Genomic DNA, 26157 nt, shown 5'->3' on the forward strand with positions numbered 1-26157 from the left:
CAGCCACCCGAAAGGGAAGGTATGCTGACAGATAGGCCGGACGGCTGAAAAGTAAATGATGGTGAGAATGACCCAGGGGTCTGACGAACTGCCGAATGTACGGGCCTATATCCGAGCGATACGGAAACGTGTTGTCTACCAACTGGTAGAGTGGATGGCGAAGAGTACAAATCCAGCATAGGAAACTCGCTATATCGAACGATGGCGATATCCAGTCCACAGGTTCAAAGGCAGCACCTAAGATTTACATGGATAGCTAGGTTGCAAGGAACAAGGAAAGCAAGGGACGTCGTTAGTTGGATCGCCATCCTAGACGGTTGCTATAAGGCTTTGCCGAAATGCATTCATCCTTGTGAGAGTAAGGGAATGACCGATGATACGCCCGTAATAGGCGTGGAGGAATATCCCTGAGTCTTTTTAGATGAAATGTTTATTTTCCAAATGTGAACTGCACCGATCAGGTAAGAAAGTGGGAACATCCTCCACGAAAGGAGAGATGCCACTGTGCAGGCGCTTCGGTATTGGGACTATTACAACATGACAGGAACCTTTACGGATTTGTACGAAAGGGCAAGAAAGAAGGAGCGCTTCGGCTTTCTCTACGACTTGATTACGTCACGGGAGAATATCCTTCTCGCCTTTCGGACCATCAAGTCCAACAAAGGTTCTCAAACCGCAGGAACGGACAGAAAGACCATTGCAGACCTTAAGGTGTTGACAGACGAAGAACTCGTAAACGTAGTACGGGATAAATTATTGAATTATCGTCCTAAGCAAGTCAGGCGCGTCTTCATTCCTAAACCGAACGGTAAACTAAGGCCGTTAGGGATTCCATGTATGTTGGATAGAGTCATTCAGCAGAGCTTCAAGCAGATCCTTGAGCCAATTGCAGAAGCTCATTTCTACAGACATAGTTACGGCTTTAGACCGCTCAGATCAGCCCATCATGCATTAGCAAGATCACAATATCTTGTGAACCGCATTGGGCTGCACTATGTCGTAGATGTTGATGTTCAAGGTTTCTTTGACAATGTCAACCATACCTTGCTCATTAAGCAATTATGGAACTTGGGAATTCAAGACAGGAAAGTTCTACGCATTATCAGCAAAATGCTAAAAGCTGAGATTGAGGGTGAAGGTAAACCCTCAAAAGGCACCCCACAGGGTGGTATTTTATCTCCACTTCTCTCGAATATTGTTCTGCATGATCTGGATCAATGGATAGCTGGGCAATGGGAAGAATTTGCTACGGTCTACCCGTACTCCACAAGTACCAATAAAAATAAGGCTTTGAAGAAAACGAGGCTTAAAGAGGGGTACCTGGTGCGCTATGCGGATGACTTCAAAATCTTTTGTCGGGATTGGAGAACGGCCCAAAAGTGGTATGTAGCGGTCAGACTTTACCTCAAAGAACGCCTGAAACTTGAACTTTCACCAGACAAATCGAAAATCGTTAACCTGCGTAAGCGTCCTTCTGAGTTTCTAGGGTTTACGATTCGTGCGGTGAAAAAGGGTGATATAAGAGTGGCGCATACGGGTATCAACCGCAAGAAAAAAACGCAAATCAAAATGATGGCTAAGAAACATATTCGTCTCATGCGGAGACGGCCAACAGCCCGCAATGCTAATCTCTACAATAGTTTCGTACTGGGAATTCATAACTATTTTAAACGGGCAACTTTAGTCAACCTGGAGTTCTCACGTCTTGCCTATGATCTTCGGACGTTCACCTATAATCGACTTAAGCAGGTCGGGAAGTATGAGCACCCATCCAATCCACCACCGACATATACCAAATGGTACAACGTCAACTATCGAACATTCAACGTCGGTGGAGTGTATCTATATCCCATAAAGGATGTGCAAATGGTCATTAACTCTTATCAATTCAAACAAGAGTTAACTCCGTTTACGCAAGAAGGCAGGGAAGAGATTCACCAAAAGCTTAAACCCCATCTTCAAGTGGAAATCGTAAGACTGATGACATCGTATATCCCTAACTGCAGTGTGGAGTATTTGGATAACCGAATAAGCCGGTACAGCATGAAGCTTGGAAGATGCGAAATAACAGGCTCATTCTTATACGCAGATGAAGTTCATTGTCATCATTATCTGCCGGTTAGCCTGGGGGGGACGGACCGATTCAGTAATTTGCGAATTCTCCATAAGGATGTTCATACGCTCATACATGCCAAGAAGCAGGAAACGATTATAGCACTCATGACCGGACTCGGAATGACCGAGCAGATGGTCAACATGATAAACCAATATCGGAAGATGAGTAACTTGGAACTTATAAACGAAGTGATCTAAAAAGATGGAACGCCGTGTGCGCTGAAAGGTGCATGCACGGTGTGGGGGAGGGGAAAAGGCGGCGATCGCATCAAAACCTTACCTATTCCTATTGCAAGGGAAAGGGAGCTACTCTAACTACAGAACAGTCAGCAACTATTGCAGCTCAAACAATAATTAAATTGTCCCAGGATAGACCCAATGGAAGAGATTTTATCGAGTGGCTGTCTGCAATGGATAATCCCCGAGGATATTATGCTGAACATAGAGGATGGTGGATAGGTGTACGTAAATTTCACAAGTTGCTATCAGAATTAGGAGGATGATTGTATGACGTTAGTATTAATAATTGGTATTGTTTTTTGGGGACTTTATAAATATGGAGACAAATTTAAGGTACCTTCTTTATTGTGGAAAGCAATAGGTGTATTTCTTCTAATAATGCTGGTTCGTAACATTAGTGATGTTTATGATCTTGTAGTTGTTCAGGCAGACCAATGGTGGCCTATTGTAAAAGAAAATGCAAATGATCTTGCAAATGGATTGTTAGGATTTTTTAAGCACATGAAAGCAGGTGATTAATCAAATGGACAATAAAGATGTTAATCAAAAAGAATCGTTCGCACAGTTTTTCACACGTATAGCAGCGCTAACAGCTGGGGCATGTGGTCTGATTTATATATTTGATTTTTCTCCCTCACTACATGAGTTAAGTGAAAAAGTCCTATCTTATACATTAAAGAGTTGGATTCTATTTGTCGGTCTACCGTATGTTGCAAGGATAGGTTGGAGGAAAAGAAAACAAATACTTAATTATGTACTTAAAAGCAAAGAGAAGTATTCACAGGGTAGCGATCAAGCTAACAGTAAATCTACAAATGATACTATATTTATTGAGGCTGCTGAGGGGCAAATAGCAGCCTCTGTCTCTGATTTGAGGGAAATCCCTTTTAGTGAGGTTTTTCCACCGCAATTTGACATGTTACCTCGAAATCCTCGTCCCATCAATTCTAAAGTCTTTACCAGAGAATATGCGAGTGAGAAGATTTCTAATGCGCTTGAATTGGTAGGTTTCAATTTTGAGGGGAATATAGAAATTTTAAGTATAGAGTCAGGACCGGCTCTGCAAATAATTTCGTTTCGCTTACCGCCTAAAATCCAACTTTCCCAGCTAATGAAGAAGAAAGATGATATAGCTAATCATTTAGGACAACATCAAAGTTTTGAGGTCACAACATCTGATTATCAAAGTGCGGCTGCTTTCATAATACCTCATAGAGATGAAGACAGAGCATTTGTATATTTACGCGATGTTGCACAAGATTTAATACGTTATTCTGAAAATGCTGAACTACCTGTAGTTTATGGTAGGAAAATGAAAGGAGAGGCATTACTTGTAGACTTGGCAAAACTACCACACTTACTAGTTGCTGGTACTACAGGTTCCGGTAAATCTGTTTTTTTTAATGTCATATTGTCTTCTTTATTGACAATATTAAGTCCCAAGAGATTAAGATTAATTCTTATCGATCCTAAGAAAGTTGAATTTTCGGTGTATTCAGGTTTTCCACATCTCCTAACGCCTGTGATTACAGATATGCGGCGTGCTGCAACGGCAATACAACAAACCATTGTAGAAATGGAACGTAGATATGATTTGTTTTCGCAGCTAGGTGTTAGAAATATATCGCATTACCATAAAAAATATCCAAAAAAAGAAAGGCTGCCTTATATTATTATTGGAATAGATGAATATGCAGATTTAGTACTTCTTTTAGGTGCAGAAGTTGAGGAACCAATACAACGGGGGTTACAGATGGGGCGTGCTGCTGGGATACATATAATTATGGGTACGCAAAGACCTAGCGTTGATGTTGTGACAGGTATTATTAAAGCTAATTTACCCTCAAGAGTCGCCTTCCGTTTACAAAGCGGTGTTGATTATAGAACGGTTATGGATACTGGTGGACCGTCACTACTTGGTAATGGAGACGGAGTATGTGTTGTTAATGGCGGAAGTCCACAGAGATTCCAAAGCGCAGCGATTAGTACAAATGATGATGAGTCCACTATGTTCATTGAGCAACTAGGGGAATTTTGGAGAAGGACAGTAACTAGTAACGAATCTATTTTTACGGAACCTAATCTTGGTGATACATCAGATAATGAAATATTAGGGGATTTGGTGGAATTAGCGAAAGTTCAAGAGGAGTTTTTGGACAACTCTAATGATATTGATCTATCTAAAAATATTGATAAAACAGACGATACAGAAGGACAGCATAATCCAGAAGGACAGCATAATCCAGATGAAATATATGAAAAGGCTATTTCAATTGCTAGAGAGAACAATGGAATTAACGTCGCGATTTTGCAAAAGAAACTCAGGATAGGATATATGAGTGCAGCAAACATATTAACTAAAATGCAGGAACAAGGATTAATCGAAAAATATAATTCTAGCAAAAATATGCGTCAATGGATTTCAGGTCAGCAAGATGAAGTATACAAAGAAAAAAAATTAAGGGAAGGGATTAAAGATCATATTTGCAGAACAGGGATATTAAGTTCGACTGATCTTAGTTCTATATTTGAAATTCGGAAAGAAACGATATTACTGCATATGAAAGAGTTAGTTGCTGAGGGATTTTTGTCTCCTCCTTCTAGTCCAAGGATGGGATATACTCTGGCATGGGATGAAGAACAAGTACAAAATTATCTTGAAAATCATCCAGCAGAGTTAAAAGATACTATCAATTGATAAAAAATTATTAGTTCCCGTATTAGTTCCCCGCATCAGTTCCCCATATTAGTTCCCAATGAATTCTATAGAGAACCCTTTACCAATAAGGGATTTTATAAATTATCACTATAGATAATCTATGGGAACTAATATCCGGAACTAATCGAAATATCCACTAATTACAAACCCTCTTTTTTTATTTTTAGAAAGTCATATTCCTTTTTAAAGACCACACATGGATCCAATACAGCAGCAGCTCACGCTCTCCTGGATGCTGCTAGCTACCGCCGGCGAATCGATCCGGAGTCTTCAGCAGCTCACTTAAGTGTCTTCAGGTTCCGGATCTGAGCATTGCCCTGGCTAAGTGCTGCAGCTTACCGCTGGATCCCCTGCAGCAGCAGCTCACGCTCTCCTGGGTGCTGCTAGCTACCGCCAGCGAATCGATCCGGAGTCTTCAGCAGCTCACTTAAGTGTCTTCAGGTTCCGGATCTGAGCATTGCCCTGGCTAAGTGCTGCAGCTTACCGCTGGATCCCCTGCAGCAGCAGCTCACGCTCTCCTGGATGCTGCTAGCTACCGCCAGCGAATCGATCCGGAGTCTTCAGCAGCTCACTTAAGTGTCTTCAGGTTCCGGATGAGCATTGCCCTGGCTAAATGCTACCGCTCACCGCTGGATCTCCTGCAGCTGCTACTCACGCTCTCCTGGATGCGGTCCAGCGCCCAGGACCAAATACCGCCGGCGAATCGATCCAGAGTATTCAGCAGCTCACCTAAATGTCTGCAGGTTCCGGATGAGCATTGCCCTGGCTAAATGCTACCGCTCACCGCTGGATCTCCTGCAGCTGCTACTCACGCTCTCCTGGATGCGGTCCAGCGCCCAGGACCAAATACCGCCGGCGAATCGATCCAGAGTATTCAGCAGCTCACCTAAATGTCTGCAGGTTCCGGATCTGAGCATTGCCCTGGCTAAAATGCTGCAGCTTACCGCTGGATCCCCTGCAGCAGCAGCTCACGCTCTCCTGGATGCTGCTAGCTACCGCCAGCGAATCGATCCGGAGTCTTCAGCAGCTCACTTAAGTGTCTTCAGGTTCCGGATGAGCATTGCCCTGGCTAAATGCTACCGCTCACCGCTGGATCTCCTGCAGCTGCTACTCACGCTCTCCTGGATGCGGTCCAGCGCCCAGGACCAAATACCACCGGCGAATCGATCCAGAGTATTCAGCAGCTCACCTAAATGTCTGCAGGTTCCGGATGAGCATTGCCCTGGCTAAATGCTACCGCTCACCGCTGGATCTCCTGCAGCTGCTACTCACGCTCTCCTGGATGCGGTCCAGCGCCCAGGACCAAATACCACCGGCGAATCGATCCAGAGTATTCAGCAGCTCACCTAAATGTCTGCAGGTTCCGGATGAGCATTGCCCTGGCTAAATGCTACCGCTCACCGCTGGATCTCCTGCAGCTGCTACTCACGCTCTCCTGGATGCGGTCCAGCGCCCAGGACCAAATACCACCGGCGAATCGATCCGGAGTCTTCAGCAGCTCACTTAAGTGTCTTCAGGTTCCGGATGAGCATTGCCCTGGCTAAATGCTACCGCTCACCGCTGGATCTCCTGCAGCTGCTACTCACGCTCTCCTGGATGCGGTCCAGCGCCCAGGACCAGCTACCGCCGGCGAATCGATCCGGAGTCTTCAGCAGCTTACCTAATTGTCTACAGGAACCGGATCTGAGCATTGCCCTGGCTAAATGCTGCAGCTTACCGCTGGATCCCCTGCAGCAGTAGCTCACGCTCTCCTGGTTGCGGAATCGGAATTTACCTGATTGATTATGACGAGGTACGGTTTATTTCTCTTGCTATACAATCTAGAGCTCACATATAATACAAACAAATGTTCTTATTTTGGAGAGGTGTTAAACATGTTAGAAGATACTCCGCGCAAGTTATTGTTGATCATTAATCATTACTCACGACATTTTGGATGTCTGCCATCATTGCCTGAGTTGGAGCGATTAAGTGGTCGTATGCCCGTCGATATCAGAAACGGATTAGAAGAATTAGCGAAAGAAAACTATATTGAGTGGAACCCACATACACCGCCTGAAAGGGCATGCATTATATCAGGTTGGGAAAGAGATAATCCATCCCACCGAGATCCAGATGAGGTACAAAAGGTTAAGAATATACCGAGTAGTGCGGATTATTGGTTGTTATATTAGTGGGGGATTTATGCATAAAAAAATTAAAAGGTTAGGTAAGGAGATGCAAAAAAAAGCCCGATTTAAATCCCAGGCTTTGGTATGAATTTTCATAAATCGGACGTAAATCCATAACAGCAGCAGCTCATACTCTCCTGGATGCTGCAAGCGCCCAGGATCAAACACCACCGGCGCACCGATCCGGAATCTTCTTCAGTTGCAAACCTGTATATCTGCAGGAACCGGATCTGAGTGTTGCCCTGGCTCATTAGAACACTTTACATGTGGACTTCATGATTAGCTTTTATGAATTAGTCCGTATCATAATTTTTGTTTAAGTAATCTGAAATTAGTTCTTGGGTTTTGTCAACACCCACAATATTTTCATAGTTAATTATTGCGGCATCAAGTTTCTTCTTAGCTAATAGTTTAGGTAAAGCTACTCCTTGATCTAATTGGATTATCCTTTGAACTACTAAACGCATTATTGAGGTTCTTGTTATCCCAGGATCAAGAAAACTTAAAATATCATCAATTACTGAATAGGCTGTTTCACTAATACTAATTCGTATTGGTTCTACTTGTTCAGGTGTCTTTCTCAAAAAACTTATATCCTCGTCAGTGATAGAGGATGGTGTGAAGTCGGAGCTTAAAATAAACTGTTCGATTACATAATTAAGATTTCTTGATTTAGTCCATTTTTTTAAAAATTCATGAGTACCTTTTTCCAGATAAAAGGTATTTGGTTTCCTTTCTGATGGAGAAGTGAAAAGGTCCCTTTTGTCTTTATAGAAAATGTTGAAATTGGATATAACATCTCTCATCACAGATGAACGGTTTGCCGAAACGCCTTTATTTTTAAGATTAGTAACTAAGTCATCTATAATAGTTATTGCTTCGATACTTAGAGCCATATTCGTGGCAATTGAATTCTCGCTGTTTTTTTTTGCTGGTCTGCCTCTTCCCCGTTTTTTATCTATCTCATTATCTTCATCATCAAGGGAGTTGGAATTTGAAGGAGAAAATTTATAGTCATTCAATATGAATGATTCTAAGCTTTTTCGTCTTATTTTTTCTGGAACTAAATTTCTAAATTCATCCAATTGAACACTATCTAACGCGAGTCCATATTTTTTAATCAATTATAAACAACCTTTCTATATATAAGAATCCAGATTATCTATTTCATAGGTATTAAAATGGAATCCTTCTTTAATATTTTGCAGCAACATTAATACCATAGAAAAATTATTTTTATCTAGCTTATTTATTAAATCATAAATTGAAATCATTTGCTTATGACTATATAGTTCTGCAGATAGTTTAATCAAAATTGTTAGTTCTTCAATATCGTCATTTGAATTTAACAGATTACTCCAGTCAATTTCTCCTTCATTCCAATTTATAAAGTGAGTTACCTTGTTTCTAAATTCTTCATTTCCTGCCATCAGGTAAACTACAGGAAGTAGATTGCAATCATTTCGTTTTCCTGCGGGTAGTTGTGCTTTTATTAATCTGTATTGGTTTTTATGTGAATAATCAGTGAAATTCTTCATTTGTATTCAACCTCCATTTTTTAATTTATCCGAATAATATTTTAGAGTAAAAGCCACCGGCTATAAAGCCGATAGCTTTTACAGCTTTATAATAAACCAGAGGATTTAAAAGAATAATAGCCTTCTTGCCACCCTACTATTAAATGGTCTAAAAGTTCAATGCCCATTATTTCACCGCACTCTGCTATACGTTGTGTTAACTTTATATCTTCTTCAGATGGGGTTACAATGCCGCTAGGGTGGTTGTGAGCTATGATTATACTTGCAGCATTATTTAAGATTGCAGCCTTGAATATTTCTCTTGGATGAGCGATTGATGCGCTTAAGGATCCCATATGACAACGATGGATAGCAATAATTTGGTTTTTAGTGTCAAGAACCATAATTAGAAGAACCTCTCTATCTTCGTCAACTATGTATTTGTTTGTGATCTCAACTGCATCAATAGGTGAGCAAACACGTATGAGAGGTAAGTTTGTTTTATCAATTTGTTGAGTAATTCTTGTGATTTCGATAATGCATTCCATTTCGTATCCCCTTTTCTAATTGTTTCTTGATTTAATTATACCATCAAGACATTAAAAATCAAGTGTTTAATTACATAATAAATTAAAATTATTGTATCGATCCGGAGTCTTCAGCTGCTCACCTAACTGTCTGCAGATTCTGGATTTTAGCGTTGGCCTGGCTAATTGCTACCGCTCACCGCTGGATCTCCTGCAGCTGCTACTCACGCTCTCCTGGATGCGATCCAGCGCCCAGGACCAGCTACCGCCGGCGCATCGATCAGCAGCTCACTTATGTGTCTGCAGGTTCCGGATCTGAGCTTTGTTCCTGGCTAATTGCCACCGCTCACCGCTGGATCTCCTGCAGCTGCTACTCACGCTCTCCTGGATGCGATCCAGCGCACAGGACCAGGTATCGCCGGCGCATCGATCAGCAGCTCACTTATGTGTCTACAGGAACCGGATCTGAGCATTGCCCTGGTTAAATGCTACCGCTCACCGCTGGATCTCCTGCAGCTGCTACTCACGCTCTCCTGGATGCGATCCAGCGCCCAGGACCAGCTACCGCCGGCGCATCGATCAGCAGCTCACTTATGTGTCTGCAGGTTCCGGATCTGAGCTTTGTTCCTGGCTAATTGCCACCGCTCACCGCTGGATCTCCTGCAGCTGCTACTCACGCTCTCCTGGATGCGATCCAGCGCACAGGACCAGGTATCGCCGGCGCATCGATCAGCAGCTCACTTATGTGTCTACAGGAACCGGATCTGAGCATTGCCCTGGTTAAATGCTACCGCTCACCGCTGGATCTCCTGCAGCTGCTACTCACGCTCTCCTGGATGCGATCCAGCGCCCAGGACCAGCTACCGCCGGCGCATCGATCAGCAGCTCACTTATGTGTCTGCAGGTTCCGGATCTGAGCTTTGTTCCTGGCTAATTGCCACCGCTCACCGCTGGATCTCCTGCAGCTGCTACTCACGCTCTCCTGGATGCGATCCAGCGCACAGGACCAGGTATCGCCGGCGCATCGATCAGCAGCTCACTTATGTGTCTACAGGAACCGGATCTGAGCATTGCCCTGGTTAAATGCTACCGCTCACCGCTGGATCCCCTGCAGCAGCAGCTCAACACTCTCTTAGATCGGGTGTATGGTTCAAATAGCTACACTCTATTACGCAGCAAAAAAAACACTATATGAGGTATCGACTAAATCTCTTATCTGATATCTCATATAGTGTTTTTGAGTGGGTTCTGTAATGAACCCCAATGGAAATTAATGTTTTAACGCTGAAGATACAATGATTTTTTTCTTAAGTAAAAAATTGTCGGATATAATAAATTCTCCGTTTTCATCAACAAAATGATTATTCCCATTCTCGCTTAGGATGAATTTTGAAAGTTTCTCGAAGGTTCCATAATTGATTATGTAAGAAGCTCCTTTGTTAAAGTACATTATCTTTCTACCTCCATTTAACTGGAAATTACTATATGACTGATAGTTCTTGTGCAATTCTAATTAGTGATGTTTTTTTAATCTCATAATATTTTTGTCTTCCAAACCCTAAGACACTCATTAATTGATCATCTTTGGGTTCGCGTCTAACTAAATATTTCGCACTTACCAAAGATAGCTGGGGCTCAGTTAATTCACTAAGAGCATGAGCCATATCATATAAACGATCTTCAACATTCATTAATTCTTCCTTGATTTTTTCAGCTCTAGAAAATGGTCTCATTACTGCATCTTCAATCGGAGAAGATACTCCCCCCCTTGTTTGAACGCCACTGATATTTCCATATGTAGCAGTCATTTTAGGTAAATCAAGAACATAAAAGGCACCCAAAATGTCGGTCAGCTGCTGTTCAAGATTATGTTTTCTTTGTGTTAATCGATAATGCTCACGTAAACGATTTTCTATAATAGGGACATATTGAGATCGTGATGCAGTTGGAATTTCCAATTCCATTTGATCAGCATCTGATTTATTAGTTATTCCAAAAATCGCAGCGTAACCATTCAAATCAAAGTATTCTCTAATTAGATCTAATTCATCAGAGTGAGTTTCTCCTTCTGATTTTAAACAACTTTTTTGAAGTCTTTGATAGCGTATATAAATCCAGTCAAGTGGTAACGAACTGATGTTAGTTTTGGTAATCTGCACGCTTCGCATTAATTTCTCCTTCCGTGATAGACAGATTTAATATGGATATCAAAAATACATATCTCAAACTTATTTAAATAAGTAATTATGACAATGAATATTACTAAAATTAGTAAGTTACCTATATAACAGTGTTCCATTATTACTTTTTTTGAGAAGATATGTATTACAAATAACTAAAATTCGTATTCTCAGCTTATTTTGTAGGAGGATCTCTATTGCAATACATAGGTGAACGATTAAGAGCAATTCGTAAAAATAGAAATCTCACACAACAAAAAATATTTGAGCGTTCAGGAATATCAGTTGGAACTTTATCTGATTGGGAAAATAATAAGCGTGCTCCAACAACATCAGCTTTGCAACGTTGGGCAGATGCCGTGGGTATTGATTTTTGGGACATATTTTTTTCTGATTTGACCCCTACAGCAGCTGAGATTAACATGCTGACTTTATTTAGGCAGCTGACTCCAACTGATCAAGAACATTTGTTATCACTTATGAAACTTATGTCAAAGAAAAAATAGTTTAACCTTTACCTTCGATTCTCCGAATAATTCCGATTAATCCATCAAATGAAATTAAATTTTTGTCAATCTCTGCTTCCGACTGATCTTCTATTATTATTCCAGTGAATCTAGAAGGTGAGAAACTGCAAACTGTCTCACTTTCTTCGATTTTCCCATCTGTTTTTGAACACCAGTTCCAATGGCTACAATTTCCGCAATTCATCATAAAAAAAACCTCCTAAGTATTAATTTCGATTTAACACTGATGTTAGCAAATGGGCGATTGTCCCAGCATTCATTTGTAATTGATCATCTTTTTTTAATTCTAAATATCCTGCTACCCGAGCTTTGTAATTTTCCTGATTAATACAGTGTGTTACAGAAATTAAATCAGTCCCTCTTTTTAAATTCTCGACTAGTGATATACCAGTCATAACAAGGTGTATTAATTTTCGATTTCCAATTGCTTCGTTAATCAGAGACAAGTGATATTCATTAACTGCTTTTGTTTCACCTGAGATGTAATCAATATAGTTTTTAGGGATTGTGATAGAACTTGAATCTCCGATGCCTTTTAGTTTTGTGTGATCCATTATTTCCCTCCATATTTAATGTTGTAAGATAAAACCGGCTTAATAAATACCTTAATAGATGAACTTAGATAGGCTTAGATGAAACTTCAATAGTTATATTGCCATATAAAACCAATGATAGCAATGGAAAACTTACTAAAAATAATAATAAATTATGACGAATGTTATCTTTAAAAGTAATATAAGAGGTGATTTAACTCTGTTTGTAGGTATAAAGTTCCTTTTTTTAGAGGGGAATTATGCAATATGAAAATAAGTGCCGACTATATTTTTTGTAGTCTATTAGTGGTAAAAACTTATAAAAGTAATAGGAATAAATGAATTCATATTGAATTATAAATGAAGAATATTTAGGATAAGCACTGATTTTAATTATGTACATTTCAATATTAAACTCAAATTGAATTGAAAATGAATTTAAAATACTTGATTACTTTTGAGATTTGGTATATATTTGTAAAGAAGAATCATTTTCGTGTTCAAATTAAATTCAAATACAATTCATTTTGAATTGAAAGGATTTAAAAATTAAAAATGAGGTGATTGTGAAATGGTTGCTAATATTAAAAATGATTTTGGAAACTCTACTAACAAGATGTATTATAATGGTAAAAAACTGGTACAGCCATCTACGATAAAACGGCTTACTGAACAACCAGCTATTGCAGAAGGTAATCTTGAAAAACATATGGCTAATCTATTTGATGAATTAACCGTGAATATTACAAGCCCTGCATTAAAGAGATCGGGATTTTTTAGTGTAGGTAAACGTGCGAATCTAAATATTGCTAAAACCGAAAATATGAATATACGAATTGGTGAAAAGCATAAGCATGACATACCAGTGATTATGAATCTCTCAATGACAGCAGCCGCAGCAATTGCTGAATACTACGAAGAACATGCCAAATTGCCGGTAACCTTATCAATTGAAGCAAAAATGACAGGAGCAATCCCTGCCTCTGAATGGAAACCAGCAACTGCTTCAATGATGGAAAAAAGATTTACTAATAACGGAGATGGAAAGTCTTCGCATGTAGTGATTGTATATATTGGAACCTCTTTAGTAACTGTTACAATTAACTATATTTCCGTTAAAATAACTCAAGAGGGCGTACCTGCAATATATGCATTAAGGGAAGCACCGACCCCCAAGGAAAATAAAGTCCCTGGAATACTGGAAAAATTAGTAAAGGAGTATAAAGGGAAAAAGGGCAGAGAACATATTGCGAACTTAACTCAAGTTGAAATTGCACAGAAAAAAGGCTTATTAACTGACATAGGTTCTGGAACAACGGAATTAATTCATCTTCATGGTGCTAATCCTGTTATAGATAACTGTACCGGTGTACAGCGTGGGGTGGGTCATGCAGCAGAAGAGGCAGCTAAAGCGCTATCAAGTGATCTCGGAGGTCACCTACAAATTAATAGACAGCGATTTGATGATTTGTTGTTAAATACTGATGATAATTTACATGATTCTGCTGTAGCATTTATGGATGATGCTAAGTATGTAGAGGCGCAGAATATTTTAGAGATTATTAAAGAACGTTACATAGTAATAGGTGGGGACATTGAGTACTTTATGGTGCTTGGAGGCGGTAGTATAACATTTGAATCGGAACTTTATTCCGAGCTAGTCGCTTTCGCAGAGGAAGTGCATTGCTTTGTACTTTGGATTCCTGCAGAGTATGCGGTAGATATGAATCTTGAAGGTTTATCAATACTTCATGATAGAGTGTTTTTTCCTTCGGAGGTTGTTAAGTCGTGAACGAGGATAATAAAGAGGTCAGTAAACGAGATCTTGTGTCCTGGCGTATTAATAAACTCAATGATTTTCAGTCTCTAAATAAATGGGTTAATGCACAAGGAAACATTCAAATTTCACTCACAACGTTGGTTAGACATATGATTGATCGCTTTGGATATAGAGATATTACGGATATTGATATTCAAAAAACAATGTTTTTAGAGCCATATTCCAAAGATTTTCAAAACATCATTGCTGTTATGGATGATTTGAAAAATAAATTATCGATTTCAAATTCTTCTACAGAGTTAAGCGTAGACGCAGAAATTAGTGATGAAAAGAACCAAGATACAAGTTCTGCTGTGACTAGCATTGAAGCAAAAAAGGACGTAAACTCAGAGAAAGATAACTTTTACTCAACTATAGATCCCTCACGACTTTAAACAAGTGGAAACCTAATTATTTGGCCTCAAAAGCCACTTAATTAGGTTTTTTTTGGAAGAGCGTAAGAAAACAAAAATCAGGAACCTGCAGACACATAAGTGAGCTGCTAATCAATGCGCCGGCGTAGCTGGTCCTGGGCGATGGACCGCATCCAGGAGAGCGTGAGTAGCAGCTGCAGGGGATCCAGCGGTGAGCGGTAGCAATTAGCCAGGGCAATGCTCAGATCCGGAACCTGCAGACACATAAGTGAGCTGCTGATCGATGCGCCGGCGGTAGCTGGTCCTGGGCGATGGACCGCATCCAGGAGAGCGTGAGTAGCAGCTGCAGGGGATCCAGCGGTGAGCGGTGGCAATTAGGCAGGGCAATGCTCAGATCCGGTTCCTGTAGACACATAAGTGAGCTGCTAATCAATGCGCCGGCGTAGCTGGTCCTGGGCGATGGACCGCATCCAGGAGAGCGTGAGTAGCAGCTGCAGGGGATCCAGCGGTGAGCGGTAGCAATTAGCCAGGGCAATGCTCAGATCCGGAACCTGCAGACACATAAGTGAGCTGCTGATCGATGCGCCGGCGATACCTGGTCCTGTGCGATGGACCGCATCCAGGAGAGCGTGAGTAGCAGCTGCAAGGGATCTTATTGTAAGCGGTAACATTAGGCAGGGCAAAGCTCAGATCCGGAACCTGCAGACACATAAGTGAGCTGCTGATCGATGCGCCGGCGGTAGCTGGTCCTGGGCGATGGACCGCATCCAGGAGAGCGTGAGTAGCAGCTGCAGGGGATCCAGCGGTGAGCGGTAACATTAGGCAGGGCAAAGCTCAGATCCGGAACCTGCAGACACATAAGTGAGCTGCTGATCGATGCGCCGGCGGTAGCTGGTCCTGGGCGATGGACCGCATCCAGGAGAGCGTGAGTAGCAGCTGCAGGAGATCCAGCGGTGAGCGGTGGCAATTAGCCAGGGCAATGCTCAGATCCCGAACCTGCAGAAGAAAAATTGATAGTAATAGATCAATATGCTATTATAAATAATATTTTTGAGGCATATGCCTCAAAAAAGGAGGAGCCTATGTTTGATATAAAATCTTTAACATTAAGTGATATAACGACAGAGCTTCATCACGTATTTGAATTGTTTAATAAAACTTATTTTGATGGGGTATTACCTACACCAGCTATAACTATACAATCAAACGGGCATCAAAGGCTTTCTATGGGATGGTGTTCAGTAGTACCCGTTTGGGGCACACAAGATGGGACATTGCAAATGTATGAATTAAATCTATCAGCTGAGTTTATGGATCAGGACTTTTATGAAACGATGGATACTGTTTTGCATGAAATGGTACATCTTTACCACCTTCACGCAGGTATACAGGATACCAGTCGTAAAGGTACATATCATAATAAACGCTTTAAACAAAAGGTTTTAGAGCTAGGATTTGAATACAAGGAGGATAAACCAGATCCTAAACATGGATGGACTTATGCGAGACTTGGAGATGAGGCAAAACGAAAAATAGGAGAAATGCCGATTAGAAAAGAAATATTCGTTATCGCACGTCATGGATATAGTTATTTCAAAGCCTTAGCAGAGGGGGGGGAAACGGATGAAATAGCCAGTTCTAGCAGTACTAATATGGGTTATGAGTCAGGCTCAAAATCTATTAAATGGACCTGTCCATCATGTGGGATTTCAGTAAGATCATATAAAAAAGACTTAAACATTTTATGTGGTGATTGTAATCAAAATTTTGAAACAGAATAAGTCGAGATTTCTAGGTCACTATGATAAACAACTGAGTATGAGCAGCTAGATTCTAGTAGTTGGAGCATGTAAGACAGTACAATCCAGAGCCATAAATATAACCTTAAAAAGCTTTGTATGTATGATTTATTAAATACAAAGCTTTTTTTTATTTTTTTATACCTAAAACCATTTACAAAAGATGTTTTGATGGTATAATAAAATAAAAAAGGAGGTGATTACATGGCCGAGGCTTCACTTGAATCACTTTACGATCAATTTGAGGCACTTCAATCTGAAATGTATGAATTAAGTAACCTTTATGCGTTAAATTCTTATGTAGTCGTATCTAAGTCACAGCAATTAGATCAGGTACACAATCTTATTAATAAAACAAAAAAGCCGAATGCGTAGGAGCAATCGACTTGTAAGAGGCGTGAAACTTTGCCGGTACCACGCCTCTCCAGAATAACATACAAAGGGAGAGAGTAGAATGGAAATTTTGACAACACCAGTTTTAGGTTGGGTATTTTTAGTAGAATCAGGGCTTGCGTTTTTATGGTGCATGTTTAGAAAAAATAAGCAAAATTCCGACAAAATATAGGTTTGGAGCAAGGCTGTGAACAACTTTTCTCTTCTTTTTTATAACCTTATGTGCTAAAATGTGGATAACTTAAATTGTTCTTTTGACAAAGAAATAGCCATTGAAAAAGCTTCTAGTAGAAGAGTTGGAGCTCTGATACTAGGTGCCGAATCAACCGATCTGGACATCGGTGAATCAGTGCTTTAACAATGACCTGGGGTATTTCTTAATACCTTATTTATGGTATTGATATATATTAATTTACCATAGTGTCATCTATTTTTCAAGTGTTTACAAGCCCTCGATTTGTCTTTGTACAGGCAGATCGTGGGCTTTTTCTGTATTCATAAACAATTAAAATCCATCTATTAGAGGGGTAATTCATCTAAGCCATGAAAAGGATCCTTTTTTCCACGGTGTGCGTTAGAAGTAGATTTATAGGACTACGTATGAATGCGCTGGCTTAAGATCTTTGCTATTTATAATTTCGCACTATATGAAAAATTCATAATAGTAACGACTGCAGTCCCTTTGCCACTACCAGAACATATATACAATCGATCTCATAGCAATTTAAAAAGGAAGCTCTTTCTGTCACATTTTACATAATCAGGAGGTAATTATGCAAAATCCAATGAAACTAAAACGGGTCGTTATTAAAGAGGAACTGGTAGCTTTAACCGGCGATTACGTGTCAGCATTAATACTAAATCAATTTATTTATTGGTCTGAAAGAGTCAAAGATGCAGATAAGTTAATTCAAGAAGAAACTGAGCGTATGTCTACCAATGGACTGCAGCCAAATCTAAAACGTGATCATGGTTGGTTTTATAAAAAAGCAGAAGAATTGTCTGAGGAATTAATGCTTAAGGCAAGTATTCAAACCATAAGAAGAAAAATAAAAAATTTGATTGACGGTGGATGGATCTACGAGAGAAGAAATCCTAATTATTCTTGGGATAAAACATTTCAATACAGAGTAGATTTAATACAAATTATGACTGATCTAAGTATAAAAGGTTATCACTTAGAGGGATACGAATCATTACAACGAACGCTAAATATAACAAACTTTCAAATGACATACCCGAAGTTCCAAAATGGAAGTTCGGAAGACCATTTTGGAGATAGCAAGTTCCAAAATGGAAGTTCGGAGGTCCAAATTGGAGATTCGAATCACCATACAGGAATTTCGAACGGTCAATCTGGATACTCGAACTTCCAGAATCGAACTCCGAACCTCCCTGCTGGAACAGCAATACCAGAGATTACTTCAAAGACTACTTCAGATTCAATATTGAATGATAGATTGAATGGGTCGGCTATCGCCGCCTCTATGAATCTTCCATTGAATAACATTGATGATAATTTAAATAGAATATACGAAGTGCTCTGTACTAATGTGCCTAAATATTGCTACGTAGCAGATAATATACCAATGAATGATAGTTATATAGAATCTATCTTTCTAATGTTAAGCAGCCATCATAAAGATATTCTCTTACCAGAAATAGTTATTAAAGCGTGTGAACTCTACTTCGAAAAATCTTGTAATCTTGATTTGGTTTCTGGTGGTGTATCTATGCATTTGAAAATAAACAATCCAACTGGATATTTTTCTACATGTTATGAAGAGGCTTATAAACTTTACAAGGTAAAGCAAGGTTTATTAAATAGATAATTACGAAATCTACTAATTGAGCCAAAGTTAATTTTTACAGTGCTTATTTTAGTGCTCATTGCTTTACAAGAGATTGAGTAACTAGAACTCACCGGTAGATCCCTGCAGTAACAGCTCACTTAGTGTCTGCAGGAATCAAATTCGGGCATTGGCCTGCCTAATTGCCACCGCTCACCGCTGGATCTCCTGCAGCTGCTACTCACGCTCTCCTGGATGCGATCCAGCGCACAGGACCAGGTATCGCCGGCGCATCGATCAGCAGCTCACTTATGTGTCTATAGGAACCGGATCTGAGCATTGCCCTGGCTAATTGCTACCGCTTACCGCTGGATCCCCTGCAGCTGCTACTCACGCTCTCCTGGATGCGATCCAGCGCACAGGACCAGGTATCGCCGGCGCATCGATCAGCAGCTCACTTATGTGTCTGCAGGTTCCGGATCTGAGCATTGTTCCTGGCTAATTGCTACCGCTCATCGCTGGATCTCCTGCAGCTGCTACTCACGCTCTCCTGGATGCGGTCCAGCGCACAGGACCAGCTACCGCCGGCGCATCGATCAGCAGCTCACTTATGTGTCTACAGGAACCGGATCTGAGCATTGCCCTGGCTAATTGCCACCGCTCACCGCTGGATCTCCTACAGCTGCTACTCACGCTCTCCTGGATGCTGCTACAGCTAAATATTTCAAATCATACTTGTATCATACTTTTTAGGTACGTTACAGGCTGAAATACGTGATATTCTTATAACATGATAATTTTTGACACCAGGCAGTTACACGAGGGACATTGAGTTAAGAAGTGATACTTCTTTCGAAAATCATATTAAGCGTGAAGGTGCCGATAGTAGGCGCTTTTTTTGTTTAAAGAGGGGGGTAACATGGGAATCTGGTCTTTTAAAGAGGCGGCAGAAGTTTTAGAACTTGCTGAAAGCTCTGCGAGGCGCTGGGTTTACAGTTTAGAGAATGCTGGGTATCAATTCGGGCGTAAAGAGAAACGAAGAAAATTGACGGATGAAGATATGATTGCGCTACTAAAACTGAAACTGCTGAGTCAGAGAATGAATCTTGAAGAGGCATGTGCCGTTGTTTCAGATGAAAATATAAATCCAGAGCGAGTAGTTATGATCGATAGTGATTACGAAGTAGCTGAAAAAGAATTTGAAGAAGAGTTATTCAAATTAGATTCATCTATTTTTTGGGAAGGTGGAATTCAATCAATAGAAAGAGTTAAAGAAATGTGGACGATATTAAAACAAAAGGAACAGCACAGTTAATAGTGCTGTTCCTTTTGTTTTAATGATGTTAAAGGCGAGAGAAGGAGGAAATAAAATTGCTAGAGGATACCAAATTAATTAATGATGCTTTGGAGATCGTAAAGTTGGGAACACAAAAATTTAAGGTGAGTGGCGGTTATATTATGCCGCGCGGATACGCATTTAAACATCCTAAATTGGGGTATCTGGCTTTTTGTCATAGCCCTAATTGTCCGTATAATCCGATAGGTGGTCAAAATGCTCTCAAAGAGATTTTAGATGCTGGAGGGTTTACAGGATTTGAAGATATCGTTTGGTTACAGGATATGATATAAGGCTACTGAAGTAAGCTATATAAAATAGGATTATAGAAAGGAAAAATGAAAGATATGTCGGAAATTAAAACGGATAGTAGAACACTGATGATTGCAAATCCTGGTGGTGGTGATACTATCGGATATTTGCAAAAGACAATTGGACAACTTCCAAAAAATAAAAAAAGTATCATTGTTGAATTTCCATGTCTTGGTATTCCACGGATAGCTTATGCGCTAGGTGAAGAAGCGGTCAAGATTGATAAGGAAAAGTCCATGGATCAGTTACTCTTGGACTATGACCGCAATGCACCAGCTGAAATGAGTGAATATATTTACACGAAGAATGATAGCAGTGATTATATATTGATGAATCCACGATCTAACCCTGAAAATCCAGTTACTAGAAGAATTAACAGCAACAGTTCATTGATCGAATTACCGCTTTATTTAAAGAATAAACTTTCCAGTATGTATGATTATATTTTTTTCGTTAGTCAAGGAACAATGATTCATCCAGCAACTTTGTATGGAATGAAAGTTGCAGATATCATTGTTTTCTATAGTTTGAGTGAAATTGAATTCGTGAATAATTATACTTTTTCTAAAAAAAGTAATGAAGTGTTTGGTATAGAGAAAGAAAGGCTGATTTTATTTTCTGCCACTAATCATTTGCAATCTAATAATATCGCAATTTATACCAAACACAGCGAACTAGCCAAAAAAATTTCGGAAATTGAGCCTAATGTAATTCAATGGAGTCCGCGAAATAGCCTCAAAACAGGAAATGAAAATATTGGGCTGATTGATCCAATGGATCATTTAACTCTTAAATATCATTTAAGAGAAGCAAAGACAGAACTTTCGGACTTGGAAATGAAGAACATAACATCTATTACTGAAAGAATAAGAGGACAACTCGCTGAGGGGCATTTAGATGATTATGTGAGTTCACTGACAAACGAAGATAAAAGACAAAAAATTAAATATTTGATTGCTGATATGGTGAGAAGTATCACGGATTTTGTTTTTACGATGCCAATCACTGATGTTATTGAGATGGTGCAAAAAGAAATTACAGAGCTTGGTGTAATCCAGGAAATTTTAGATGATCCAACCATTAGTTCAATCGAAATCAACGGTCCTGATCAGGTCATTGCAGAAATTAATGGTAAAGATATCCATATGGAGCATATAAAATTTCAGGGTACGGAGCATTTAATACAGACCATTGACAAAATGCTGATGCCGATAGGAAAGCCATTGTCGAGTAATGAACCAATTATTGATGCTAACTATCGAGGCTTTAGAATTTGTGCTGTTGCAGATAATAAACATTACTCAGGGGTGAGTGGTGGTCACTCTCTTATTTCAATAAGAAAATTTCCTCCTAACGTATACACAGACGAAGAATGTATAAACTATGGAAATATAAGCCTGGAAGGAACCGAGTTTCTTCAATTCGCCATAAAAATGGGGGCGAATACTCTGGTTGCTGGTGGGACAAACAGTGGTAAAACTGCTAAATTGCTTATGTTCCCTCAATATGTTCCAAAGATTACTAGAATCATTTCAATTGAGGACTCTGAGGAGTTGATGTATGCAAGCAAATTGCAATATAAAGATTATCCCAATTTACCATCTTTGTTAGTTAAAAATATTGAGGATAAAGACAAAAGTTATGGTATTGGAAAATTAGTTAAGGCTACTCTTCGGTTAAAGCCTTCTGTATTGGCTATTGGCGAAATAAGAGATGAAGAGGCGGCTTCTGAAGCTTTAATTGCCATGAATACAGGTCATGTTATTTGGACAACCATTCATGCCAATAGCGCAGCAGAAGCAGCTGTACGGTTATTGCAACTTAACGGGAATACTAATGCAGCTGCAGCGCAAGTTGCTGGTTCCTTGGATCTTATATTATTTCAGAAAAGATCGAAGAAAACTGGTGTGAGAGTTTTGATGGAAATAAGTGAACTGATTAGTTACAAAGGAACAGAGGAGCCTGTTTTAAATACAATTTTCAAGTATAACCCTACAACTCAGGTTTTAGAGTTTAAAAATAAGATTAAATCAACAAGCTTTTTGGAAAAAATTCAATCAGAAGAACCTGATGAAAAAGAATATCATCGCTGGTGTGAGGTGGAGGGTATATGAGTTTTGCACTTATTGCATTTGCAGTTATTGTTATAACTTATGGTATATCCAGCATATTACCTAAGAAAAAAAGTGAAGTGAGGAGTAACCGGCTACGAAATGCTTTTGGTTTTGATAGTGTAAAGGATCAAGCCACTGATCTAGGCTTAAAGTTTCAGCTAAAGCACTATATTATTCTTATGATAATTTCAATGGTGGTAGGAATTTCAATCGCGTTTATAACCGATAACCTAATGTTCGCAGTAGTCGGAACAGTTATCGGTTTTTTTGTGCCGCGATTAGTCTTTTCAAAATTAAAATATTCTAGAAGAAAGGCTATGCTTTTTAATCTGCCTACAAATGTAAGACTTTTAGTATCCATGATGAGGGATTGCAAATCTCTTCAAAAATCTTTGGAAATGTCTTTGCCAGTAATGTCTGGTGTCACTAAACCACTTTTTGAAAATCTGTATAATTCTCTTTTACTTGGGGTAGATCCACGAACTGCTCTAAAGCAAATGAGTGCTAAAGTTCAGTTTCGGAAGTTCGATGATCTATGTGAAAAGATAATAATGGGGAATATTGATGGGTTCCATACGAAGTCCATTAAAAGTATTAAGGAGTCAAATGATGATATTAAGAGTGACATCGCCTTGCTCCAAACTATTGATGTTGAGAACAGGACTAAACGAAATAAGTTTTTCGTTATTTTTCCTGCAGGATGGGCAATAATTTTTTTATTCGCTTATCTTGAAAAAAATATGGAGAGTATGGGTTCATCATTAAGCTTATTGACTACACCAGGCAAAATATTAGTTGGAACCTTATTGTTGACTACTTTTTTCGCATATTTGGGCAGGGATAAGTATTTAAGATTAGATTTAGACAACTTGTAATATCATCAACGACTTACTACCCTTTTGGGGGAAGATGGTCGTTTTTTTATTAATTACGAAGAACATTATTTATAAATTAATTAAAGGAGGTGAAAAAAACGAATCTTTCATTTTTGTTTTCAATTGTGATACTAATCATGTCTCTGCCAGTGCTGTCTATTATCTTGCCTGGATTTGATAGGCAAAAAAAAATAACAAAAATGGCTGTTTTTCTAAATATGGACGAGAAAGAAATCCAGCGAATGGAACAAAATTCTTTTCTTGTTCTTTTTTCGGACCGGCTTGAAAAATGGAAATGGTTAGATCAAATATTTGGAGAAGTTACAAGGGCAAAATATTTGACTCTGAATAAAAAGGATAGTTACCCATATTTCATTTCCAAAACGATACTAAAATCATTACTGTTTGTTCCAATAATGGTGTTGTTACCAGTAGTGACGCATATGCCAATACTTTATACACTAGTCCCACTTTCAGTGGGGCTTTTAATTTGGAACGATATTAATGATATTTCAAAACAGCACAAAAAAAGGCAGAATTTATTGATTAGGGATCTTCCAAATCTCATTAGCAAAATGATTAACGCGCTAGAGGTCGGTAAGCCCTTAAAAGGTATATTCGAAGCAGCCAGTAATCAAGGTAGCGAACTTCTTGGGCAAATGCTCAAGCGTTTAATTGCTAATAGCGACAGGATGTTAATGAAAGACGCACTGAAAATCTTTGCAGAAGATATTGATCTTCCAGTAATGTACGATTTTGTATCTGTAGTCAATGTTATTTTGGAGAAAGGATTCCACGAAGGGGAAGATGATTTAAACTCAATAAAAAATGATTTAAGGGATTTACGTAGACTTTCACTGATAGAGCTCACCAAAGGAAATCCCGAAAAAATGAATTTATTCTATGGGATTCTAATCTTTCATGACATGATTTTTATGGGTTTGATGGGATTTAAACTTTTTGCAGGTCTTGCTGCACTTTAAAAAAATTAAAATATGGAGGAGATATTATATGTCTAGTATCATCGGAAAAGCTAAAAATAATTTTAAAAATGTAGGTGCTAAACTTTATTCTAAAAGTATGTCCCTTATCAATGGAGATAAAGGCGATGGCGTGAATTGGGTTGTAGTTACATTTGTTACTATTATATTGATTGTTCTTGTTTTTGTACTGTTTAAAGATAAACTGATTCCGTTGATTTTCGATAAAATTTCTAACAAAGTCAATGAAATTAACTGATTTTATGAGAAGAAAAATGAAGAATCTGATAAAAAGAGAGGATGGGGACAGTCATGTCTCTATCCTTTTTTATTCTCTAATAGTTACTTTTTTTGTCATGTTCGGATTATCAATATGGCAGTACACAGAGGCCAAGGGCATTATTAACAGTGCTGCTAATGAAGTTTTGCAAGTAATGAAGGTGCAAAATGGCGCGAATGCACAAACTAGACAACAATTTAATGATTTATTGGTAAGGGCTGGTATGGATCCTTCGAAGATAACCTTCCAAGCTACTTCACAGACTGTACAGAGAGGGGACGTATTAGAGATAAAGGTATCAAAGACAGTAGATATTTATGCTGCCAAAATTTTAGGATTATCCTTTAGCTTGCCCATTAACGTTAAGGTTACAGGTCTTGCCCATAAGCTGATCAGAGAAGGAGGGTAACTAAATGTGGATGAAATTATGGGGGGCTATTCTAATAGGGACATTCTTTGTCATTTTCTCCTTTGACACGTATTCAGTTGGCTATCTATACGCTAAGTCAGGTCGGGGTTTCGAGCATTCAATTGATGCAGGGATAATTGAGTCAGGAATTGTAACGGATGCTCAACAAGGTACGGTAACACTTGATGAAGATATGTTGAGGAGTGCAGTGAAGCGTGAATTTATTCGCTATATGAACCTTGATCCATTGATGGAGAATGCATACATGAGCGGAAGTCAGTTAGATTTAAAGATCTCTTATGATTCAGATGGAATCCCTTGGATTCAGGTTGAGTTCAAAACAAGGATTTCATACTCAATAAAAGAAATAAGTTATCCTCTTTCATTAAGTCGAAGAATAGCGTATGAGAGTATTTATATATAACAGAGAAAAAAAGAAACACATTAACGAGGAGGCGTAATCTTTTGAAGCGATTTTGGAACAAATATACACGGGCTCTTTCATTTATCGTTATTGGACTTGTAATATTAATCGGAGTTTACACCGTTCAAAATAGAAATATATCTCAACAGGTAGAAACGCAAAGGGTTGTTGTAGCCAAACAGGACATTGCACCATTTACCGAAATAACAAAAGACAAGTTGCAATATCGCGAAATAGTTCTGAGTGAAATTCCAACAGATGCGGTTCTTGATGCTGAAGATCTCAAATTCGGTGATCTTTATGCAGGGGAGTATGGTATTAGAAATAACGAACCGGTTAGGACAACTTATAATACGACATCCTTGAATTCAGAAGTTGGCAGTAGTATTGGTCTTAAAGAGGGAATGACTGAAATCGGGATAGCCACTGATTTAGTCCGATCTGCAGGGGACGACGCTAAACCTGGTGTATATGTCAATGTTATCGCTTATGTAAGGGATGAGGCTACAAACCTTAGCAAAAAAGTTGTAAATCCAAAGTTAACTAATATTAAGGTCTTAAAGCGCCTGAATTCAGAAGGAACAGCACCTGATGTAGCATCAGGTAATAGTCTTATTCCAGTAGTAGTTGTGCTTGAAGTGACCGTTGAGCAAGCCGCTGCTATCATGGAATACCAGGAGAGTGGAAAGGTGTACTTACTTCCGGTAGGTATAAAATCTTAAT

The 26157-nt window shown here is 39.2% G+C and carries 26 protein-coding genes; 20 read left to right on the top strand and 6 right to left on the bottom strand.

The features are described from left to right. Window positions 1–504: 504 nt before the first annotated feature. The 5 genes from ltrA to MKZ09_RS34145 all read left to right on the top strand — a co-directional run bounded on the left by ltrA (window position 505) and on the right by MKZ09_RS34145 (window position 7248). Complete coding sequence (gene ltrA / locus MKZ09_RS34125) at window positions 505–2313, top strand: group II intron reverse transcriptase/maturase (RefSeq protein WP_179089686.1); 1809 nt, start codon at window positions 505–507, stop codon at window positions 2311–2313. Between the two features lie 309 nt (window positions 2314–2622). Then, window positions 2623–2874, top strand: a complete 252-nt coding sequence (locus MKZ09_RS34130; protein WP_076138883.1) for a hypothetical protein — start codon at window positions 2623–2625, stop codon at window positions 2872–2874. 4 nt (window positions 2875–2878) lie between these two features. Then, a complete protein-coding gene (locus MKZ09_RS34135; protein ID WP_076138882.1) occupies window positions 2879–5053 on the top strand; it encodes an FtsK/SpoIIIE domain-containing protein in 2175 nt (724 codons plus the stop codon). A 771-nt stretch (window positions 5054–5824) separates the two neighbouring features. Next, on the top strand, window positions 5825–6304 hold the full coding sequence (locus MKZ09_RS34140; protein WP_340962156.1) for a hypothetical protein: 480 nt from the start codon (window positions 5825–5827) through the stop codon (window positions 6302–6304). 644 nt (window positions 6305–6948) lie between these two features. Continuing rightward, window positions 6949–7248, top strand: a complete 300-nt coding sequence (locus MKZ09_RS34145; protein WP_076139110.1) for a hypothetical protein — start codon at window positions 6949–6951, stop codon at window positions 7246–7248. A gap of 290 nt (window positions 7249–7538) precedes the next feature. Here the strand turns inward: MKZ09_RS34145 and MKZ09_RS34150 are convergent, their stop codons facing one another. The 4 genes from MKZ09_RS34150 to MKZ09_RS34165 form a co-directional block, all read right to left on the bottom strand. After that, window positions 7539–8369 (bottom strand): hypothetical protein, encoded by an 831-nt coding sequence (locus MKZ09_RS34150; RefSeq protein ID WP_076139109.1) that lies wholly within the window; start codon window positions 8367–8369, stop codon window positions 7539–7541. Between the two features lie 15 nt (window positions 8370–8384). Further along, a complete protein-coding gene (locus MKZ09_RS34155) occupies window positions 8385–8783 on the bottom strand; it encodes a hypothetical protein (protein ID WP_076139108.1) in 399 nt (132 codons plus the stop codon). An 86-nt stretch (window positions 8784–8869) separates the two neighbouring features. Then, on the bottom strand, window positions 8870–9310 hold the full coding sequence (locus tag MKZ09_RS34160; RefSeq protein ID WP_076139107.1) for a JAB domain-containing protein: 441 nt from the start codon (window positions 9308–9310) through the stop codon (window positions 8870–8872). Between the two features lie 1460 nt (window positions 9311–10770). Beyond that, on the bottom strand, window positions 10771–11457 hold the full coding sequence (locus MKZ09_RS34165) for a hypothetical protein (protein WP_076139093.1): 687 nt from the start codon (window positions 11455–11457) through the stop codon (window positions 10771–10773). A 209-nt stretch (window positions 11458–11666) separates the two neighbouring features. On the opposite strand from MKZ09_RS34165, the gene MKZ09_RS34170 reads away from it, so the two are divergent. Next, window positions 11667–11975 (top strand): helix-turn-helix domain-containing protein, encoded by a 309-nt coding sequence (locus MKZ09_RS34170; RefSeq protein ID WP_076139094.1) that lies wholly within the window; start codon window positions 11667–11669, stop codon window positions 11973–11975. A 1-nt stretch (window position 11976) separates the two neighbouring features. Here MKZ09_RS34170 and MKZ09_RS34175 read toward each other — a convergent pair whose 3' ends face one another. Both MKZ09_RS34175 and MKZ09_RS34180 read right to left on the bottom strand, forming a co-directional pair. Next, window positions 11977–12183: a hypothetical protein gene (locus MKZ09_RS34175; RefSeq protein ID WP_076139095.1), complete on the bottom strand. Its 207-nt coding sequence runs from the start codon at window positions 12181–12183 to the stop codon at window positions 11977–11979. A 19-nt stretch (window positions 12184–12202) separates the two neighbouring features. Further along, window positions 12203–12550 carry a hypothetical protein gene (locus MKZ09_RS34180; protein WP_076139096.1) on the bottom strand — a complete coding sequence of 116 codons (348 nt, stop codon included), beginning with the start codon at window positions 12548–12550 and terminating at the stop codon, window positions 12203–12205. A 550-nt stretch (window positions 12551–13100) separates the two neighbouring features. Between MKZ09_RS34180 and MKZ09_RS34185 the strand changes: the two genes are divergently transcribed. The 14 genes from MKZ09_RS34185 to MKZ09_RS34250 all read left to right on the top strand — a co-directional run bounded on the left by MKZ09_RS34185 (window position 13101) and on the right by MKZ09_RS34250 (window position 26156). After that, window positions 13101–14321, top strand: coding sequence for a ParM/StbA family protein (locus tag MKZ09_RS34185; RefSeq protein WP_076139097.1), 1221 nt, complete (start codon window positions 13101–13103; stop codon window positions 14319–14321). After that, entirely contained in the window at window positions 14318–14743 is a 426-nt protein-coding gene (locus MKZ09_RS34190; protein ID WP_076139098.1) for a hypothetical protein, read from the top strand. The genes MKZ09_RS34185 and MKZ09_RS34190 overlap by 4 nt, the downstream gene beginning before the upstream one ends. A gap of 1061 nt (window positions 14744–15804) precedes the next feature. Continuing rightward, the gene (locus MKZ09_RS34195) at window positions 15805–16503 is read left to right on the top strand and encodes a SprT-like domain-containing protein (protein ID WP_076138942.1); all 699 of its coding nucleotides are present in this window, start codon (window positions 15805–15807) and stop codon (window positions 16501–16503) included. Between the two features lie 222 nt (window positions 16504–16725). Continuing rightward, a complete protein-coding gene (locus tag MKZ09_RS34200; RefSeq protein ID WP_081386690.1) occupies window positions 16726–16896 on the top strand; it encodes an aspartyl-phosphate phosphatase Spo0E family protein in 171 nt (56 codons plus the stop codon). A 791-nt stretch (window positions 16897–17687) separates the two neighbouring features. Then, a complete protein-coding gene (locus MKZ09_RS34205; protein ID WP_076138943.1) occupies window positions 17688–18746 on the top strand; it encodes a hypothetical protein in 1059 nt (352 codons plus the stop codon). An 877-nt stretch (window positions 18747–19623) separates the two neighbouring features. Then, window positions 19624–20019, top strand: a complete 396-nt coding sequence (locus tag MKZ09_RS34210; protein WP_076138944.1) for a hypothetical protein — start codon at window positions 19624–19626, stop codon at window positions 20017–20019. 56 nt (window positions 20020–20075) lie between these two features. After that, window positions 20076–20333: a hypothetical protein gene (locus tag MKZ09_RS34215; protein WP_076138945.1), complete on the top strand. Its 258-nt coding sequence runs from the start codon at window positions 20076–20078 to the stop codon at window positions 20331–20333. Between the two features lie 54 nt (window positions 20334–20387). Then, the gene (locus tag MKZ09_RS34220) at window positions 20388–22466 is read left to right on the top strand and encodes a CpaF family protein (RefSeq protein WP_076138946.1); all 2079 of its coding nucleotides are present in this window, start codon (window positions 20388–20390) and stop codon (window positions 22464–22466) included. Further along, window positions 22463–23341 (top strand): type II secretion system F family protein, encoded by an 879-nt coding sequence (locus MKZ09_RS34225; RefSeq protein WP_076138947.1) that lies wholly within the window; start codon window positions 22463–22465, stop codon window positions 23339–23341. The genes MKZ09_RS34220 and MKZ09_RS34225 overlap by 4 nt, the downstream gene beginning before the upstream one ends. A gap of 137 nt (window positions 23342–23478) precedes the next feature. Next, window positions 23479–24324, top strand: coding sequence for a type II secretion system F family protein (locus tag MKZ09_RS34230; RefSeq protein ID WP_143766814.1), 846 nt, complete (start codon window positions 23479–23481; stop codon window positions 24322–24324). 28 nt (window positions 24325–24352) lie between these two features. After that, window positions 24353–24580: a hypothetical protein gene (locus tag MKZ09_RS34235; protein ID WP_076138949.1), complete on the top strand. Its 228-nt coding sequence runs from the start codon at window positions 24353–24355 to the stop codon at window positions 24578–24580. A gap of 16 nt (window positions 24581–24596) precedes the next feature. After that, window positions 24597–25010: a DUF4320 family protein gene (locus MKZ09_RS34240; RefSeq protein ID WP_076138950.1), complete on the top strand. Its 414-nt coding sequence runs from the start codon at window positions 24597–24599 to the stop codon at window positions 25008–25010. Between the two features lie 4 nt (window positions 25011–25014). Beyond that, a complete protein-coding gene (locus tag MKZ09_RS34245; RefSeq protein WP_076138951.1) occupies window positions 25015–25434 on the top strand; it encodes a hypothetical protein in 420 nt (139 codons plus the stop codon). A 41-nt stretch (window positions 25435–25475) separates the two neighbouring features. Further along, a complete protein-coding gene (locus tag MKZ09_RS34250; protein WP_076138952.1) occupies window positions 25476–26156 on the top strand; it encodes an RcpC/CpaB family pilus assembly protein in 681 nt (226 codons plus the stop codon). The last annotated feature ends 1 nt before the right edge of the window (window position 26157 follow it).

Source organism: Paenibacillus sp. FSL R5-0908 (genome assembly GCF_038006245.1).
GTDB lineage: Bacteria > Bacillota > Bacilli > Paenibacillales > Paenibacillaceae > Paenibacillus_AQ > Paenibacillus_AQ odorifer.

Excerpts from the sequence above, each read along its gene's own strand:
- MKZ09_RS34130 (WP_076138883.1), top strand. The coding sequence starts at position 2,623 with ATGACGTTAGTATTAATAATTGGTATTGTTTTTTGGGGACTTTATAAA.
- MKZ09_RS34135 (WP_076138882.1), top strand. The coding sequence starts at position 2,879 with ATGGACAATAAAGATGTTAATCAAAAAGAATCGTTCGCACAGTTTTTC.
- MKZ09_RS34140 (WP_340962156.1), top strand. The coding sequence starts at position 5,825 with ATGAGCATTGCCCTGGCTAAATGCTACCGCTCACCGCTGGATCTCCTG.
- MKZ09_RS34145 (WP_076139110.1), top strand. The coding sequence starts at position 6,949 with ATGTTAGAAGATACTCCGCGCAAGTTATTGTTGATCATTAATCATTAC.
- MKZ09_RS34155 (WP_076139108.1), bottom strand. The coding sequence starts at position 8,783 with ATGAAGAATTTCACTGATTATTCACATAAAAACCAATACAGATTAATA.
- MKZ09_RS34160 (WP_076139107.1), bottom strand. The coding sequence starts at position 9,310 with ATGGAATGCATTATCGAAATCACAAGAATTACTCAACAAATTGATAAA.
- MKZ09_RS34165 (WP_076139093.1), bottom strand. The coding sequence starts at position 11,457 with ATGCGAAGCGTGCAGATTACCAAAACTAACATCAGTTCGTTACCACTT.
- MKZ09_RS34175 (WP_076139095.1), bottom strand. The coding sequence starts at position 12,183 with ATGATGAATTGCGGAAATTGTAGCCATTGGAACTGGTGTTCAAAAACA.
- MKZ09_RS34180 (WP_076139096.1), bottom strand. The coding sequence starts at position 12,550 with ATGGATCACACAAAACTAAAAGGCATCGGAGATTCAAGTTCTATCACA.
- MKZ09_RS34185 (WP_076139097.1), top strand. The coding sequence starts at position 13,101 with ATGGTTGCTAATATTAAAAATGATTTTGGAAACTCTACTAACAAGATG.
- MKZ09_RS34195 (WP_076138942.1), top strand. The coding sequence starts at position 15,805 with ATGTTTGATATAAAATCTTTAACATTAAGTGATATAACGACAGAGCTT.
- MKZ09_RS34200 (WP_081386690.1), top strand. The coding sequence starts at position 16,726 with ATGGCCGAGGCTTCACTTGAATCACTTTACGATCAATTTGAGGCACTT.
- MKZ09_RS34205 (WP_076138943.1), top strand. The coding sequence starts at position 17,688 with ATGCAAAATCCAATGAAACTAAAACGGGTCGTTATTAAAGAGGAACTG.
- MKZ09_RS34210 (WP_076138944.1), top strand. The coding sequence starts at position 19,624 with ATGGGAATCTGGTCTTTTAAAGAGGCGGCAGAAGTTTTAGAACTTGCT.
- MKZ09_RS34220 (WP_076138946.1), top strand. The coding sequence starts at position 20,388 with ATGTCGGAAATTAAAACGGATAGTAGAACACTGATGATTGCAAATCCT.
- MKZ09_RS34225 (WP_076138947.1), top strand. The coding sequence starts at position 22,463 with ATGAGTTTTGCACTTATTGCATTTGCAGTTATTGTTATAACTTATGGT.
- MKZ09_RS34230 (WP_143766814.1), top strand. The coding sequence starts at position 23,479 with ATGTCTCTGCCAGTGCTGTCTATTATCTTGCCTGGATTTGATAGGCAA.
- MKZ09_RS34235 (WP_076138949.1), top strand. The coding sequence starts at position 24,353 with ATGTCTAGTATCATCGGAAAAGCTAAAAATAATTTTAAAAATGTAGGT.
- MKZ09_RS34240 (WP_076138950.1), top strand. The coding sequence starts at position 24,597 with ATGAAGAATCTGATAAAAAGAGAGGATGGGGACAGTCATGTCTCTATC.
- MKZ09_RS34245 (WP_076138951.1), top strand. The coding sequence starts at position 25,015 with ATGTGGATGAAATTATGGGGGGCTATTCTAATAGGGACATTCTTTGTC.